This is a genomic window from Bosea sp. RAC05 (assembly GCF_001713455.1).
In the GTDB taxonomy this organism is placed as follows: Bacteria; Pseudomonadota; Alphaproteobacteria; order Rhizobiales; family Beijerinckiaceae; genus Allobosea.
Map to the genome: position 1 here is coordinate 2,486,147 of NZ_CP016464.1, position 14,877 is coordinate 2,501,023.

Sequence of the window (14,877 nt, forward strand, 5' to 3'; positions counted from 1 at the left end):
CGCCGTCGCCTTGTTTGCGCCATCGCCGCAATGCACCTAGATTCCCGCAGCAGGAACAAGGAAGGCGGCGGGCCCGATGACGACGAACGCAACCGGTCTGGCGGGATGTCTGGCGCTCCTGGCGCTCTGGAGCGGGCCGTCCGGCGCCCAGGCGCAACCGGCCGATCGCGTCGTCCTCGCCCCGCACCGGGCGGTCTACGATCTGGTGCTCGATGCCGGCAAGGCAGCCAAGAACGTCGACTCGGCCCGCGGCCGCATCGCCTTCGATTTCACCGGCGACGCCTGCGACGGCTATGCGCTCTCCTTCCGGCAGGTCACGCAGCTCCAGAGCGGCGAGGGTGGCCCGCGGCTGATCGATGCGCGGACGACGAGCTTCGAGGCCGGCGACGGCGCCAGCTACCGCTTCAAGACCGAGAGTTCGGCCAGCGGCACGCCGAAGGAGACCGTCGATGGCACGGCGACCCGCACGGGGCAGGGCTATGAGGTCAAGCTCACCGCGCCCAAGCCCGAGACCCATCGCGAGCCGGTCGCGGCCCTGTTCCCCAACGCCCAGATGAAGGCGGTCATCAAGGCGGCGCGCGAGGGGCGCAACACGCTGAGCGTGCGGCTCTATGACGGCGCCAATGGCGGCAAGGACGTCTATGAGACGCTTTCGGTCATCGGCCGCAAGCTCGACAGCAAGCCCGGCGAGGAGCCGCTGCAGCGCCCCGAATTCGAGAAGCTGGCGCGCTGGCCGGTGACGATGTCCTATTTCAAGGTCGGCTCCGGCGAGACCACGCCGACCTATACGATCTCGTTCGAGCTCTACGAGAACGGCATCACCGGCGCCGTCAGGCTCGACTATGGCAGCTTCGCGCTGCGCGGCACGCTCACGCGTCTGGATCTTCTGCCTCAGGCGGATTGCGCGAAATAACCGTGCCGGAGCCGGCCCGCTGCGGCAGCCGCAGGCTCAGGCCCTTGCCGATGGCGGCGTCGCCGAAGCGCGCGCGCAGGCTGTCGAGCGCGCCCTCCATCGCCTTCAGCCGCGGTGTCGCGACATCCGCGAGGTCGCCATGGTCGGCCTCCTCCGGGCCGGTCAGGTCGCTCGCGCCGATGCCGATCAGCCGGTAGCGCGGTCCGGTGCATTCGCGCCGCAGCAGCTCGCGCCCCGCCGTGAACAGCCGCGCGGCGAGCTGGGTCGGCTCGGGCAGCCGCGTCGCCCGCGTGATCGAATGGAAATCCGCCGTCTTGAGCTTCAGCGTGATCGTGCGTCCCGCCAGTTCCTGATGCTTCAGGCGCTTCGAGGTCTTCTCGCAGAGCCGCCAGAGCACCGGCTCCAGCTCGTCGAAGCGTGACAGGTCGACATCCAGCGTCGTCTCGCTGGACACGCTCTTGGTGTCCCGGTCGGGCGTGACGCGGCGGGGGTCGATGCCGTTGGCGAGGTTCTTCAGCCGCGGGCCGTCCTTGCCGGCCAGCCGGAAGAGTGTCTCGACCGGCGCCTCGCGCAGATCCCCGATCACACGGAAGCCCGCCTCCGCCAGCTTAGCCGCGCTGGCCTGGCCGATGCCGGGAATGAGACCGACCGGCTTGGCGGAGAGGAAGGCCACGGCTTCCGCCCGCCCGATCACCGAGAAGCCGCGGGGCTTGTCCATGTCGGAGGCGACCTTGGCCAGGAACTTGGCATAGGACAGCCCGACCGAGACGGTGATGCCGATCTCGGCCTCGATGCGCCGGGCAAACCGCGCCAGCGTCACGGCGGGGCTGGCATGGTGCAGCAACTCGGTGCCGGCCAGGTCGAGGAACGCCTCGTCGATCGAGATCGGCTCGACCAGCGGCGTGAGCTCCTGCATCAGCCGGCGCACCTGCCGCCCGACCGCGACATACTTCGCCATGTCGGGCTTGACGACCACAGCCTGGGGGCAGGCCTTCAGCGCCTTGAACATCGGCATGGCCGAGCGCACGCCATAGGTCCGGGCGATGTAGCAGGCGGTCGAGACCACGCCGCGCTTGCCGCCGCCGATGATCACCGGCTTGTCGAGCAGGCTGGGGTCGTCGCGCTTCTCGATGGCGGCGTAGAAGGCGTCGCAGTCGATATGCGCGAGGCTCAGGGCATCCCGCTCGGGGTGCCGCAGCAGCCGTGGCGAACCGCAGGCGGGGCAGCGGCGGGGCGAATCCCCCTCCGCCTCGTGGTCGGTCAGGCAGTCACGGCAGAGGACGCGCCGCGCCGCCAGGGGCCGCGCGGGGCTCAATCCGCCACGCCGCCGGGCGGGCCGCTCAGCCGCTCCCGCGCCAGGGCGACCGTCTCGGGCGCCACGCCGAGATTGGCGGCGAATTCGAGCAGCAGCGAATCGCTGCCGCCGACATGCTCGAGAACGGCGGCGAGAAAGGCCGGCTCCCCCGCCGCCGCCCGCAAGGTCGCCGGTCCGAGGCCGGTGACGGCGAGAAAGGGCTCGAGCCGCTCGGGCTCGGCGGCGAGAAAGCCCAGGGCGCGCAGGGCCAGCGTCTCCGCTTCGTCGAGGCTCGGTGATCTGGCCATGGCTTTCGAAAGGCTCCTGTCGGAATTGGTCATCGGGTTTGCGTTTCGTCAACGGCTTACGTGGTAGGCATCATTGAACGAGGCTGCCAGCTTGGACAATCTGGATCAGTCCCCGATGTCCGTGGCGCAAATGAAGGGCGGCATCATGAAGACGGTTCTGATCGTCGAGGACAACGAGCTCAACATGAAGCTCTTCAACGACCTCCTCGAGGCGCATGGCTACGCCACGCTGAAGACGGCCGACGGCATCGAGGCGATCGAGCTGGCCCGCGCGCATCATCCCGACCTGATCCTCATGGACATCCAGCTGCCCGAGGTCTCGGGGCTGGAGGTCACGAAATGGCTGAAGGAGGATGACGACCTGAAGGCGATTCCGGTCGTCGCGGTCACCGCCTTCGCGATGAAGGGCGACGAGGAACGCATCCGGGAGGGCGGCTGCGAGGCCTATCTCTCGAAGCCGATCTCGGTTGCGAAGTTCCTGGAGACCGTCCGCGCCTATGCCGGCGCGGCCTGAGCGTTCGAAAGCGAACCCATGTCAGCGCGCGTCCTCGTCGTCGACGACATCATCACCAACGTGAAGCTGCTGGAGGCGAAGCTTTCGGCGGAGTATTTCGACGTCGTCACGGCGCTGAACGGCCCCGACGCGATCGCCATCTGCGAACGCGGCGAGGCCGACATCGTCCTGCTCGACGTGATGATGCCCGGCATGAACGGCTTCGACGTCTGCCGCCGCCTCAAGAGCGAGGCGACGACGGCGCATATCCCGGTCGTGATGGTGACCGCGCTCGACCAGCCGGGCGACCGCCTCAAGGGCCTCGATGCCGGCGCCGACGATTTCCTGACCAAGCCGCTCGACGACACCGCGCTGTTCGCGCGGGTCCGCAGCCTCGTGCGGCTGAAGTCGATGACCGACGAACTGCGCAATCGTGCGCTCGCCTCGCGCCGCCTCGGCATCGCCGATCCGCTGGCGGCGGCGGCCTCGGAGACGGGGCTGAACGGCCGCATCCTCGTGGTCGAGGACCGGCCGCGCGTGATCGAGCGGCTGGAGAGCGCCCTGTCGGCCTTCCATGTCGTCGAGACCGAGCCGGACCCGCAGCAGGCGCTGCTGCGCGCCGTCGAGGGCGATTTCGACAGTGTCCTCGTCAGCCTCGATTTGCAGGGCTATGACGGGTTGCGCCTGTGCAGCCAGCTGCGGTCGCTCGAGCGGACCCGCAACGTCTCCGTGCTGATGATGGGGGAGGCGGAGGACCGCACCCGCATCCTGCGCGGCCTCGAGATCGGCGCGCATGACTTTCTGATCCGGCCGATCGATCGCAACGAGCTGCTCGCCCGCGTCCGCACCCAGGTGCGCCGCAAGCGCTTCACCGAGAAGCTGCGCGACAGCGTGCAGTCCTCGATGGAGATGGCGGTGATGGACCAGCTCACCGGGCTGCACAACCGCCGCTACATGGACTCCCGCATGGCGGTGCTGTTCGACGAGTCTGCCCTGCGCGCCCGCTCGCTGGCCCTGCTCGTGCTCGACATCGACCACTTCAAGCGGGTCAACGACAACTACGGCCACGATGTCGGCGACGAGGTCCTGCGCGAATTTGCCGACCGCGTCCGCTCCTGCACCCGCGGCATCGATCTCGTCGCCCGCATGGGCGGCGAGGAGATCGTCGTGGTGCTGCCGGATACCGCGCTCGACGCCGCCTATGCCGTCGCTGAACGCATCCGCGAGCGGGTCGTCTCCGAACCCTTCGGCATCCAGGGCGCGACGAACAGCATTCCCGTCACCGTCTCGATCGGCGTGTCGAGCCGGCGCGCCGGCGACGCCTCGCCCGCCGAGATCATGAAGCGCGCGGACGACGCGCTCTATCTGGCCAAGGCCAATGGCCGCAATCGCGTGATCGCCGCCAACGCCGCCTGATCGGACGCTCCGCCCGGCCGCGACTGGTTACGCGGTAAGGTTAAGCTTTGAAGAACATTGGTGAATCGCGCTCCGGCGATTGATTCGAGGTCTGCAGGCCTGCAATGGTCCGGTCGACGCAGCGTCATCCGCTGCCTCGCGACGCCCCTCGGCTCTCAGGTCCGCCGCATCTCCTGGGAACCCGGAGGGCTCGGCCGGTCGGTTGCGGACATTCTGGCCTCCTCAGAACCGCCGCCGGCCGGCCACCTCTCCCCCGCTTCAGAAATACTGCGAGAGCACGGCCGGCACGAGATAGCCGAGGCCGGCGAAGATCGCGAGGATCGCGATGAGCGCGATGGCCGCGACGACGCGGTTGCCGAGGAAGCGCGAGGAATCGATTTCGACGAGGAGCTTCAGCAGCCGGCGGCCGGCCCCGTGAGGCGTGCTGCGAGCGTCGGGATCGGGGTCTGCGGCGTTCACGGGTCGATCTTCCGGTCACAGGGAACGAACGCCTGCGAAGCGCTTGCCGCTGCCGCAGGTGGTCGTCGCCCCCGACCGATCCTCAGCGTGACACCATTCTGCTTGCCGCGGCGTGACAATTGCGCCGCAGCCACGCTAAAACCGCGCTCAGGTCCCTCGCTGGCGCCATCATGGCCGCGCCGATGCGCCCGCCGCCTGCCGGCGAGAGGATCTAGAGCCCGGTGGCGCGCCGCAGCGCCGCGTTGATGCGATCCTGCCAGCCGGGGCCCTCGTCCTGGAAATGCGCCAGCACGTCGCTGTCGATCCGCAGCGAGACGAGTTCGCGCGCGCCGGGGACGGTCGTGCGCTTCTCGGCGGGCGGGGCCACCCTCGGCACGGCCACGGTGAACAGCGCCTCGGCCTTGTCGCGTGCGCTCATCGGCCGGCGGGGCCTGTCGGTGCTCATGGCGTCATGACCTTCCTGAAATAGGTCTGCGGAGGCGGCCGCAGCAGCGACGCCGGCAACAAAAAACCGCCCCGGAAAGGGCGGTTTCGATGGCGACCGGGATCGGCAGGCGCAAGCGCCTCACTTGATCTTGGTTTCCTTGAACTCGACGTGCTTGCGCGCGACCGGGTCGTACTTCTTCATCGACATCTTCTCGGTCATCGTACGCGAGTTCTTCTTCGTCACGTAGAAGTAACCGGTGTCGGCGGTCGAAAGCAGCTTGATCTTGATGGTCACGGCCTTGGCCATGGGGATATCCTCGAACCATGTGGGGCTGGTGAGGCCCACGGAAAATGAGAAAGGCCGGGCGAGCCCGGCAAACCGTCGGGCGTGGGAATGCCGGAAAGGGCCGGCGAAGTCAAGGCGGATCGCTGCGTCACGCCGGCCCGCGACGCAAATCGTGCCTCAGAGCTCCTCGCGCACGAAGCGGCCATTCTTCTCCCAGTAGAAGGGCACCGGCAGCCAGGGCGCGAAACCCCCGGCAATCCGGGCTTCGACCTCCTGGATGATCACCTTGGTGATGGTGGGCAGGTCGAGTTCCTTTGCCTCGTCGAAATCGACCCAGACCAGGTCGACCAGTTCCGAATCGGGCCCGACCACGTTCTCGATGCGCTTGCCGACGGCCGCGGCGTCGACGGTGAAGAATCGGGTGTCGAAGCGCTTGGGTCGCCGCGGCGGCGTGATCGCCCGCGCCACATAGGAGACGGCGGAGAGGTCGGGATAGATGCCGTGGCCGGCGAAGTCGGCCCAGCTTCCGGCCGGCGGCGTCTCGGGCGCACCATAGTCGGCGGAGCCGAAGAGCAGCCCGGTCTCCTCGAAGGTCTCGCGGATCGCGGCCAGCGCCAGCGCGCGCGCCTTGCCGATGCTGGGACGCACGGTGCGCTTCAGCAGCCGGTCCTCGCAAATCTGGGCCAGCGCCCCGGTGGCGGCCATGCGACGGTCGCCGGGATCGAGGCGTCCGCCCGGGAAGACGTATTTGCCGGGCATGAACTTGTGGCCGGGATGGCGCTTGCCCATCAGGATCCGCGGCTTGGCGGCCCTGCGGTCGAGGATCATCATCGTCGCCGCGTCGCGGGGGCGCTGATTGGCGGCGACCCGAACCCGCTCGGCATTCGTCAGCGTGACGGCGTGGTCGTTCATGGCTGCTGGACCGCAGGGGGAAGGGGCTGGCGCTCGGGGGTGTCCGGTCGGCCGCCGAAGCCGTGCATGCGCAGCGCCCATTGCAGCCCGATGACGCCGCCCTTCACCGGCTGCATCAGCAGCAGCGAGAGGAGGACGGTCAGCGCCGGCCAGATGGCCATGTGAAGGCCCATCGACCAGTCGGCGTATTTCTCGGCCAGCAGCAGGCCGCCGACCACGACATGGCCGACGATGGTGATGACGACATAGGGCGGCAAATCGTCGGCGCGCTGGTGGTGCAGCGCCTCGCCACAGGCCTCGCAGACATCGACCGGCTTCAGGAAGCCCTTGAACAGGCGCCCCTGGCCGCAATGCGGGCAGCGCCCGCGCAGGCCGTTGCCGATCGCCCGGCGCCAGTCCCGCGCCTGAGGTTGTAGGCTCGCCGTATGGATCTGGACTGCCATCACCGTCTCTTTCCGGATTTGGGTTTGCCCGCCTTGCCCTTGGCGAAGCGCCCCGGGCCGCTGCGGCCGCCGGGCGGACCGCCGAAGGCGCCGCCCTTGCCGCGGCGCGGCGCGGGACCGCGTCCGCCCAGGCCGCCCGCCGTTGCCGCCCGGCCGGCCGAAAGCAGCTCGAAGCGCAGCGCACCCGCGACGGGTGCCGCCTCGACCAGCTTCACATGGACGCGGTCGCCGAGACGGAAGCTTTCGCCCGTGCGCTCGCCGATCAGCGCATGCGCCGCCTCGTCATAGCGGTAGTAGTCGGCGCCGAGCGTCGAGGCGGGAATGAAGCCGTCGGCGCCGGTGCCGTCGAGCTTGACGAAGAGCCCCGCCTTGTTGACGCCGCCGATGCGCCCGTCGAAGGAGGCGCCGATCTGGTCGGCCAGGAAATGTGCGATCAGCCGGTCGACCGTCTCGCGCTCGGCCGCCATGGCGCGCCGCTCGGCGGCCGAGATCCGCGTCGAGACCTCGCGCAGCGTCTCCAGCGTCGTGCCCTTCGGCAGGCCGTCCTCGCCGAAGCGCTGGGCCGCGATCAGGGCGCGGTGGACGACGAGGTCGGCATAGCGCCGGATCGGCGAGGTGAAATGGGCGTAGCGGCGCAGGTTGAGGCCGAAATGCCCGTAATTCTCGGCGACATACTCCGCCTGGGCCTGGCTGCGCAGCACGACCTCGTTGATGAAGATCTCGTTCTCCGAGCCCTTGATCATGCCGAGGATGCGGTTGAACAGCGCCGGGCGCAGCACGCCCTCCTTCGGCAGCTTGATGCCGATCGAGGCCAGGACTTCGCCGAGCGCCCGGATCTTCTCGAGCGAGGGCTCGTCATGGCAGCGATAGACCAGCAGGCTCCCGGCCTTCTCCAGCGTCTCCGCCGCCGCGACATTGGCGAGGATCATGAACTCCTCGATCAGCTTGTGCGCCGCCAGCCGCTCCGGCACGACGACGCGGTCAACCGAGCCGTCGGGTTTCAGGATCAGCTTGCGCTCGGGCAGATCGAGATCCAGCGGCTGGCGCGCGTCCCGGGCGCGGGCCGCCAAGCCGTAGGCCGCCCAGAGCGGCATCAGGATCGTGTCGCGGACGGCCGAGCCCTTCTCGTCGCCCTGTCCGTCGATGGCGGCCTGGGCCTGCTGGTAGGAGAGCTTGGCCGCCGAGCGCATCAGGATGCGGTGGAAGGAATGGCTCTTCTTCGAGCCGTCGGCCTTGAGCACGAGCCGCACGGCCAGCGCCGGCCGGTCCTCGCCCTCGCGCAGCGAGCAGAGGTCGTTCGAGATCCGCTCGGGCAGCATCGGCACGACGCGGTCGGGGAAATAGACCGAGTTGCCGCGCTCCAGCGCCTCGCGGTCGAGCGCCGAGCCCGGCCGCACATAGGCCGCGACATCGGCGATGGCGACGGTGACGACATGGCCGCCGGGATTGTCGGGATCGGCGTCGGGCGCGGCATGGACGGCGTCGTCATGGTCCTTGGCGTCGGCGGGGTCGATCGTGATCAGGGCCAGGTCGCGCCAGTCCTCGCGCCCCGCCGTCCCGGCCGGCCGCACGGCCTCCGATTCCGCGATCGTGGCGGGCTGGAAGACGTTGGGAATGCCATGGGCGTGAATCGCGATCAGGCTCACCGCGCGCTCGGATTTCAGCGAACCGAGCCGCTCTTTGACCTGTGCCTCCGGCGGACCGAAGCGGCTCTCGCTGCGCAGCGCCACGGAAACGAGGTCGCCATCCTCGGCGTCGCCGGTCTGGCCCTTCGGGATCAGCGCCTCGCGGCCCTGCGCCTTCTTGTCGATCGGGATCAGGCGGCCCGAACCGTCCGGCATGGCGCGGAAGATGCCGAGCACCTGCGCCTTGCCCTTGCCCATCACCTTCAGCACGCGGCCGGAATAGGCATAGCCCTCGACGCCCTTCAGCCGCGTGAGCTTCAGCAGCACCTGGTCGCCGAAGGCCGGCGCCGGCGCGGCATGGCGCTTGGCCCGGAACTCACGCGGCCGCTCGATCAGGATGCGCGGCGCGACACCCTGCTCGGCCTCGTTCCATTCCAAAGGCACGCCATAGGCGTCGCCGTCGCGATCCTTGCCCTTGATCTCGCAGAGCAGCACCGGGGGCAGGGCGCCACGCGGATGCACCGGCCGGTCGACGCCGTCGCCGCCGGTCTCGCCCTCTTCCTCGAGCTCCTTGAGCAGGCGCTTCAGCCAGATCTTGCCGCCGCCCGAGAGCCCGAAGGCCTTGGCGATCTCGCGGCGGCCGACCTCGCGCCCGGCTTCGCGCTCTGCGTCGATGAAGTCGAGGATCGCCTCGCGGCTGGGTTCAGGCGCGGACAAGGCCGGGGCTTTCCGGATGGGGCAGGGGCTGCGTCATCCGCCTGATGTGGCATGCGCGGGCACGCGACACCAGAACCCGCAGCGGATTTCGTCCCTGCAACGGAAGAAGGGCCGCCCTTTCGGGCAGCCCTTCCATTGCCGAACCGCAGCCCCGGTAACCGGGCCTGAAGGTCCAAAACTCAGGCGGAACACGACCCCCACGGAGAAAGAGACCCTGTCTGCCCGCTTTGAACCAGCGGTTGATGACAATGAGACACTGGATCACCTCCTTTCAGTTGTTACCGACGCAAAGAGGCTAGGGCGATTCCCGCGGCGGCGTAAATGTCAAAAAACGCGCTGCATGTTGCGGCCGCGAACCCGGGTTTTGCGGCGATATCGTCACTGTTGCGGCCCGCTGCCTGTTCGATGGGCGGTCTGTTTGCTCACGAAATGAGCAAATCGTCCGGTGGCGCACGATCCTTGCGTGGCGGCGTGGCTGCATCGCAGGAAATGGCGCCCGGGACGCGTGAATGGCAGAGACTTGCGGGGTTGTAACGTCCGGTTGTGCCGTTGGCACGCCGCTTGCCAGTTCAGCCTTCGGGCCGGGGAGGCCCGCCGACGCCTCACTCCGACGGCGCGGCCAACCAGGGTTGGTTCGGGGGATCATCCGTGAACACCACACGTCGCGTTATTCTGGGCGCCGCTCTCGCGGGCGCCACCATGTTTGCATCCCATCTGCCGGCGGCGGCGCAGGAGACCATCAAGGTCGGCATCCTCCACTCGCTCTCGGGCACGATGGCGATCTCCGAGACGACGTTGAAGGACGTCATGCTCATGCTCATCGAGGAGCAGAACAAGAAGGGCGGCGTGCTCGGCAAGAAGCTCGAGCCGGTCGTGGTCGACCCCGCCTCCAACTGGCCGCTCTTCGCCGAGAAGGCGCGCGAGCTGATCACCAAGGACAAGGTCTCGGCCGTGTTCGGCTGCTGGACCTCGGTGTCCCGCAAATCCGTGCTGCCGGTCTTCAAGGAGCTGAACTCGATCCTGTTCTACCCCGTCCAGTACGAGGGTGAGGAGAGCGAGCGCAACGTCTTCTACACCGGCGCGGCGCCGAACCAGCAGGCGATCCCCGCGGTCGACTATCTCGCCAAGGAGGAGAAGGTCCAGCGCTGGGTGCTGGCCGGCACCGACTACGTCTACCCGCGCACGACCAACAAGATCCTTGAGGCCTATCTGCTCGCCAAGGGCGTGGCCAAGGAGGATATCATGATCAACTACACGCCGTTCGGTCATTCTGACTGGCAGACGATCGTCTCCGACATCAAGAAGTTCGGAACCGCCGGCAAGAAGACCGCCGTGGTCTCGACGATCAACGGCGACGCCAACGTGCCGTTCTACAAGGAACTCGGCAACCAGGGCGTCAAGGCCACCGACATCCCCGTCGTCGCCTTCTCGGTCGGCGAGGAAGAGTTGGCCGGCATCGACACCAAGCCGCTGGTCGGCCATCTCGCCGCCTGGAACTACTTCCAGTCGGTCAAGACGCCGGAGAACGAGGCCTTCATCAAGCAGTGGAAGGCCTTCAAGAAAAACGACAAGGCCGTCACCAACGACCCCATGGAGGCCCATGTCATCGGCTTCGCCATGTGGGTGAAGGCGGTCGAGAAGGCCAAGAGCTTCGATCCCGACAAGGTGATCGACGCGCTGCCGGGCATCACCGCGCCGAACCTGACCGGCGGCATCTCGACGATGCTCCCCAACCACCACATCACCAAGCCCGTCCTGATCGGCGAGATCAAGGCCGACGGCCAGTTCGACGTGGTCTCGAAGACCGATCTCGTTCCCGGCGACGCCTGGTCCAAGCACCTCGACGGCTCCAAGGACTTGATCGGCGACTGGGTCGACAAGAAGTGCGGCAACTTCAACACCAAGACCGGCAAGTGCGGCGGCGCCTGACGACTTGAGAGGGGGAGGGCCGGCACGGGCGCCATAAGGTCCGGCCGGCCCTCGCAATCAGCGGCACCCCCGGCTCGGGCCGGGGGTGTTCGCCACACAAGAGCCGGCGCTGCGCCCCGCCCGCCGACCGACCATGCGAAGCGAGCCCATGCGGATCCTGTCCTGCCTTCTGCGCACCCTGGCGCTGGCGATGCTGCTCGCGCTCCATCCGGGTGCGGCCGCCGCCCAGAACGCCGACGACCCCTTCGTCCGGCTCGCTGCCGACAGTTTTTCCGAAACCAACCGCGCCATCGAAGGGCTGATCGCCCAGGCGCATCCGCAGGCGGCCGTGATCATCGAGGCGCTGGCCGAGGGCCGGCTGCTGGCGGGCGGCGGCGCCGTCGTCGTCCGGATGCCGGACGGCCGCATCCTCGACGCCCGCACCGGCGCGACCCTGCCCGCGGCGCCTGCGGGTCTTGCGGCCGTGCGGCTCAACAACAGCGTCCGCCGCACCATCCAGGGCGCGCTCGGCGGGCTCGGCCTGCTCAATCCCGACGCCGGCAAGCGCATCGCCGCGGCCGAGGCCGTGTTCAAGTCACGCGACGCCTCGCTGCTGCCCGTGCTCGAAGGCGCCATCGCCAAGGAGACGAATGCCCGCGTCAAGGCCGCGCTGCGGCAGGCCCAGGCCGCCATCCTCGTCGCCAAGGCCGACGCGCCGCCCTTCGACCGGATCGCCGCCATCGACGTGCTGCGCGAGCGCGGCGACCAGGATGCGCTGGCGACGTTGCGCTCCCTGCCGGCCGATGCCTCCGCCTCGCTCAAGGAAGCGCAGGCCCGCGCCATCTCCGACATCGAGGGCCGGCTGGCGCTGTGGCGGGCCGGACAGAACCTCTGGTACGGGCTCTCGCTCGGCTCGGTGCTACTGCTCGCCGCGATCGGGCTGGCCATCACCTTCGGCGTGATGGGCGTGATCAACATGGCCCATGGCGAGATGGTCATGATCGGCGCCTACACGACCTTCATCGTCCAGGAGGTCATCCGCACCAGTGCGCCGGGCCTGTTCGACTATTCGCTGCTGATCGCCGTGCCGCTCGCCTTCCTGGTGGCGGGGCTGGTGGGAATCGCCATCGAGCGCGGCGTCATCCGCTTCCTCTATGGCCGGCCGCTGGAGACGCTGCTGGCGACCTGGGGCATCAGCCTGATCCTGCAGCAGGCGGTCCGCACCGCCTTCGGGCCGACCAACCGCGAGGTCGGCGCGCCCGCCTTCATGTCGGGCGCCTTCGAGATCGGCGAGATGGCGATCACCTGGAACCGGCTCTGGATCATCGTCTTCGCGATCCTCGTCTTCGCGGCCCTGCTGGCGATCCTGAAGCTGACGCCGGTCGGCCTGCAGATGCGCGCCGTCACCCAGAACCGGCGCATGGCCTCGGCCATGGGCATCCGGACCGGCCGCGTCGATGCGCTCACCTTCGGGCTGGGCTCCGGCGTGGCGGGGCTGGCGGGCGTCGCGCTCTCGCAGATCGACAATGTCAGCCCCAATCTCGGCCAGAGCTACATCATCGACAGCTTCATGGTCGTGGTCTTCGGCGGCGTCGGCAATCTCTGGGGCACGCTGGTCGCCGCGATGACGCTGGGCGTCGCCAACAAGCTGCTCGAACCCTATGCGGGGGCGGTGCTCGGCAAGATCGCGCTGCTCGTCTTCATCATCCTCTTCATCCAGAAGCGCCCGCGCGGCCTGTTCGCGCTCAAGGGCCGGGCGGTGGAAGCATGATCGCGCGCTTCCTCCTGCAGGACATGGACCGGCGCGGTACGGTCTTCCTCGCCATCATCGCCGGGCTTGCCATCCTGATCCCGGCTTTGAACCTGCTCGTGCCGGCCGGCTCGCCCTTCCACGTGCCGACCTCGACCATGTCGCTCTGGGGCAAATATCTCTGCTACGCGCTGCTGGCGATCTCGCTCGACCTCGTCTGGGGCTATTGCGGCATCCTCTCGCTCGGCCATGGCGCCTTCTTCGCGCTCGGCGGCTACGCGATGGGCATGTACCTGATGCGCCAGATCGGCTCGCGCGGCACCTATGGCAACCCGATCCTGCCGGACTTCATGGTCTTCCTGAACTGGAAGGAGCTGCCCTGGTACTGGTACGGCTTCGACTCCTTCCCCTTCGCGATGCTGATGGTGCTGCTCGCGCCGGGGCTGCTCGCCTTCGTCTTCGGCTGGTTTGCCTTCCGCTCGCGCGTTACCGGCGTCTATCTCTCGATCATCACCCAGGCGCTGACCTACGCTCTGCTGCTCGCCTTTTTCCGCAACGACATGGGCTTCGGCGGCAACAACGGCCTGACCGATTTCAAGGACATCCTTGGTTTCAACGTCCAGGCGCAAGCGACTCGTGCGGCTCTGTTTTCCATGACCTGCGTCATGCTGATCGCGGGCTTCCTGATCGCGCGCGGCATCGTCGTCTCGAAGCTCGGCAAGGTCGTCATCGCGATCCGCGACGCGGAATCGCGCACGCGCTTCCTCGGCTACCGGGTCGACCGCTTCAAGCTCTTCGTCTTCACCGTCTCGGCCTGCATGGCGGGTGTCGCGGGGGCGCTCTACGTGCCCCAGGTCGGCATCATCAACCCCAGCGAGTTCGCCCCCGCCAACTCGATCGAGACCGTGATCTGGGTTGCGGTCGGCGGGCGCGGCACGCTGGTCGGCGCTGCGCTCGGCGGCGTCGTCGTCAACTACGCCAAGACGATCTTCACCTCGGGCTTCATGGCGCCCTACTGGCTGTTTGCGCTCGGCGCGCTCTTCGTCTTCGTCACCATCTTCATGCCCAAGGGCATCCTCGGCACGGCGCAGGACTGGTGGGAGAAGCGGCGCAGGCCCGCTCCCGCGAAGACGCCCGAACCGGCCCCGGCGGAGTGACGCGCATGAACGCTCCCACCCCCGGCCAGCTCACCTCGTCACTGCTCTATCTCGACGGCGTCAGCGTCTCCTTCGACGGCTTCAAGGCGATCCGCGGCCTGTCGCTGACGATCGAGCCCGGCGAAATGCGCGCCATCATCGGCCCCAACGGCGCCGGCAAGACGACGATGATGGACATCATCACCGGCAAGACCAAGCCCGATGTCGGCACGGTGATGTTCGGCGGGTCGATCGACCTGACGCGGCTGGACGAGGCGGCAATCGCCAATCTCGGCATCGGCCGCAAGTTCCAGAAGCCCACGGTCTTCGACTTCCACACCATCGAGGACAACATCCTGCTGGCCCTGAAGGCGCCACGCACGGTGGCGCGGACCCTGTTCTGGAAGACGGCGGCCGCGCAGCAGAAGCGCATCGACGACATCCTCGGCATCATCAAGCTGGGCGATGCGCGCGAGCGGCTCGCCGGCTCGCTCTCGCACGGCCAGAAGCAGTGGCTCGAGATCGGCATGCTGCTGGCGCAGGACCCCAAGCTCCTGCTCGTGGACGAGCCCGCCGCCGGCATGACCGACGGCGAGACCGCCGAGACGGCCGTGCTCCTCAAGGAGATCGCGAGGGACCATTCGGTCATCGTGGTCGAGCACGACATGGGCTTCATCCGCGAACTCGGCGTGAAGGTCACGGTGCTGCATGAGGGCTCGGTCCTCGCCGAAGGCCCGCTCGACCAGGTCAGCGCCAACGAGCGCGTCGTCGAAGTCTATCTGGGACGATGA

General features: G+C 68.2%; 15 protein-coding genes. 7 read left to right on the top strand and 8 right to left on the bottom strand.

Features of this window, described 5'->3' with window-relative positions:
- The first annotated feature begins 76 nt into the window (after positions 1-76).
- Complete coding sequence (locus tag BSY19_RS15265; RefSeq protein ID WP_069054898.1) at positions 77-913, top strand: cell envelope integrity EipB family protein; 837 nt, start codon at positions 77-79, stop codon at positions 911-913.
- Here BSY19_RS15265 and BSY19_RS15270 read toward each other — a convergent pair.
- Positions 870-2,228 carry a DNA polymerase IV gene (locus BSY19_RS15270; RefSeq protein ID WP_257785726.1) on the bottom strand — a complete coding sequence of 453 codons (1,359 nt, stop codon included), beginning with the start codon at positions 2,226-2,228 and terminating at the stop codon, positions 870-872. The genes BSY19_RS15265 and BSY19_RS15270 overlap by 44 nt on opposite strands.
- A complete protein-coding gene (locus tag BSY19_RS15275; RefSeq protein ID WP_069057145.1) occupies positions 2,225-2,515 on the bottom strand; it encodes a DUF3572 domain-containing protein in 291 nt (96 codons plus the stop codon). Before BSY19_RS15275 ends, BSY19_RS15270 begins: the two co-directional genes overlap by 4 nt.
- Before the next feature lie 142 nt (positions 2,516-2,657).
- On the opposite strand from BSY19_RS15275, the gene BSY19_RS15280 reads away from it, so the two are divergent.
- A complete protein-coding gene (locus BSY19_RS15280; RefSeq protein ID WP_069057147.1) occupies positions 2,658-3,029 on the top strand; it encodes a response regulator in 372 nt (123 codons plus the stop codon).
- A gap of 18 nt (positions 3,030-3,047) precedes the next feature.
- Entirely contained in the window at positions 3,048-4,424 is a 1,377-nt protein-coding gene (locus tag BSY19_RS15285) for a PleD family two-component system response regulator (RefSeq protein ID WP_069054899.1), read from the top strand.
- A gap of 258 nt (positions 4,425-4,682) precedes the next feature.
- Here the strand turns inward: BSY19_RS15285 and BSY19_RS15290 are convergent, their stop codons facing one another.
- From BSY19_RS15290 to rnr, 6 genes are all read right to left on the bottom strand, one after another.
- Positions 4,683-4,883, bottom strand: a complete 201-nt coding sequence (locus BSY19_RS15290; protein WP_069054900.1) for a hypothetical protein — start codon at positions 4,881-4,883, stop codon at positions 4,683-4,685.
- Between the two features lie 211 nt (positions 4,884-5,094).
- On the bottom strand, positions 5,095-5,328 hold the full coding sequence (locus BSY19_RS15295; protein WP_069054901.1) for a BrnA antitoxin family protein: 234 nt from the start codon (positions 5,326-5,328) through the stop codon (positions 5,095-5,097).
- 120 nt (positions 5,329-5,448) lie between these two features.
- A complete protein-coding gene (gene rpmG, locus BSY19_RS15300) occupies positions 5,449-5,616 on the bottom strand; it encodes a 50S ribosomal protein L33 (protein ID WP_054141277.1) in 168 nt (55 codons plus the stop codon).
- A gap of 156 nt (positions 5,617-5,772) precedes the next feature.
- Positions 5,773-6,507: an NUDIX hydrolase gene (locus BSY19_RS15305; RefSeq protein WP_069054902.1), complete on the bottom strand. Its 735-nt coding sequence runs from the start codon at positions 6,505-6,507 to the stop codon at positions 5,773-5,775.
- The gene (locus tag BSY19_RS15310) at positions 6,504-6,950 is read right to left on the bottom strand and encodes a DUF983 domain-containing protein (protein ID WP_069054903.1); all 447 of its coding nucleotides are present in this window, start codon (positions 6,948-6,950) and stop codon (positions 6,504-6,506) included. The genes BSY19_RS15305 and BSY19_RS15310 overlap by 4 nt, the downstream gene beginning before the upstream one ends.
- Complete coding sequence (gene rnr, locus BSY19_RS15315; RefSeq protein ID WP_335622300.1) at positions 6,950-9,292, bottom strand: ribonuclease R; 2,343 nt, start codon at positions 9,290-9,292, stop codon at positions 6,950-6,952. The genes BSY19_RS15310 and rnr overlap by 1 nt, the downstream gene beginning before the upstream one ends.
- 699 nt (positions 9,293-9,991) lie before the next feature.
- Here rnr and urtA point away from each other — a divergent pair.
- The 4 genes from urtA to urtD all read left to right on the top strand — a co-directional run bounded on the left by urtA (position 9,992) and on the right by urtD (position 14,877).
- On the top strand, positions 9,992-11,221 hold the full coding sequence (gene urtA, locus BSY19_RS15320; RefSeq protein WP_150129786.1) for an urea ABC transporter substrate-binding protein: 1,230 nt from the start codon (positions 9,992-9,994) through the stop codon (positions 11,219-11,221).
- A gap of 148 nt (positions 11,222-11,369) precedes the next feature.
- Positions 11,370-12,971, top strand: a complete 1,602-nt coding sequence (gene urtB, locus BSY19_RS15325; protein WP_150129633.1) for an urea ABC transporter permease subunit UrtB — start codon at positions 11,370-11,372, stop codon at positions 12,969-12,971.
- Positions 12,968-14,107: an urea ABC transporter permease subunit UrtC gene (urtC, locus tag BSY19_RS15330; protein ID WP_069054905.1), complete on the top strand. Its 1,140-nt coding sequence runs from the start codon at positions 12,968-12,970 to the stop codon at positions 14,105-14,107. The genes urtB and urtC overlap by 4 nt, the downstream gene beginning before the upstream one ends.
- Positions 14,108-14,112: 5 nt before the next feature.
- Positions 14,113-14,877, top strand: coding sequence for an urea ABC transporter ATP-binding protein UrtD (gene urtD / locus BSY19_RS15335; RefSeq protein WP_066716481.1), 765 nt, complete (start codon positions 14,113-14,115; stop codon positions 14,875-14,877).

Excerpts from the sequence above, each read along its gene's own strand:
- BSY19_RS15265 (WP_069054898.1), top strand. The coding sequence starts at position 77 with ATGACGACGAACGCAACCGGTCTGGCGGGATGTCTGGCGCTCCTGGCG.
- urtB (WP_150129633.1), top strand. The coding sequence starts at position 11,370 with ATGCGGATCCTGTCCTGCCTTCTGCGCACCCTGGCGCTGGCGATGCTG.
- rpmG (WP_054141277.1), bottom strand. The coding sequence starts at position 5,616 with ATGGCCAAGGCCGTGACCATCAAGATCAAGCTGCTTTCGACCGCCGAC.
- BSY19_RS15305 (WP_069054902.1), bottom strand. The coding sequence starts at position 6,507 with ATGAACGACCACGCCGTCACGCTGACGAATGCCGAGCGGGTTCGGGTC.
- urtA (WP_150129786.1), top strand. The coding sequence starts at position 9,992 with ATGTTTGCATCCCATCTGCCGGCGGCGGCGCAGGAGACCATCAAGGTC.
- BSY19_RS15285 (WP_069054899.1), top strand. The coding sequence starts at position 3,048 with ATGTCAGCGCGCGTCCTCGTCGTCGACGACATCATCACCAACGTGAAG.
- BSY19_RS15275 (WP_069057145.1), bottom strand. The coding sequence starts at position 2,515 with ATGGCCAGATCACCGAGCCTCGACGAAGCGGAGACGCTGGCCCTGCGC.
- BSY19_RS15295 (WP_069054901.1), bottom strand. The coding sequence starts at position 5,328 with ATGAGCACCGACAGGCCCCGCCGGCCGATGAGCGCACGCGACAAGGCC.
- urtC (WP_069054905.1), top strand. The coding sequence starts at position 12,968 with ATGATCGCGCGCTTCCTCCTGCAGGACATGGACCGGCGCGGTACGGTC.
- BSY19_RS15310 (WP_069054903.1), bottom strand. The coding sequence starts at position 6,950 with ATGGCAGTCCAGATCCATACGGCGAGCCTACAACCTCAGGCGCGGGAC.
- urtD (WP_066716481.1), top strand. The coding sequence starts at position 14,113 with ATGAACGCTCCCACCCCCGGCCAGCTCACCTCGTCACTGCTCTATCTC.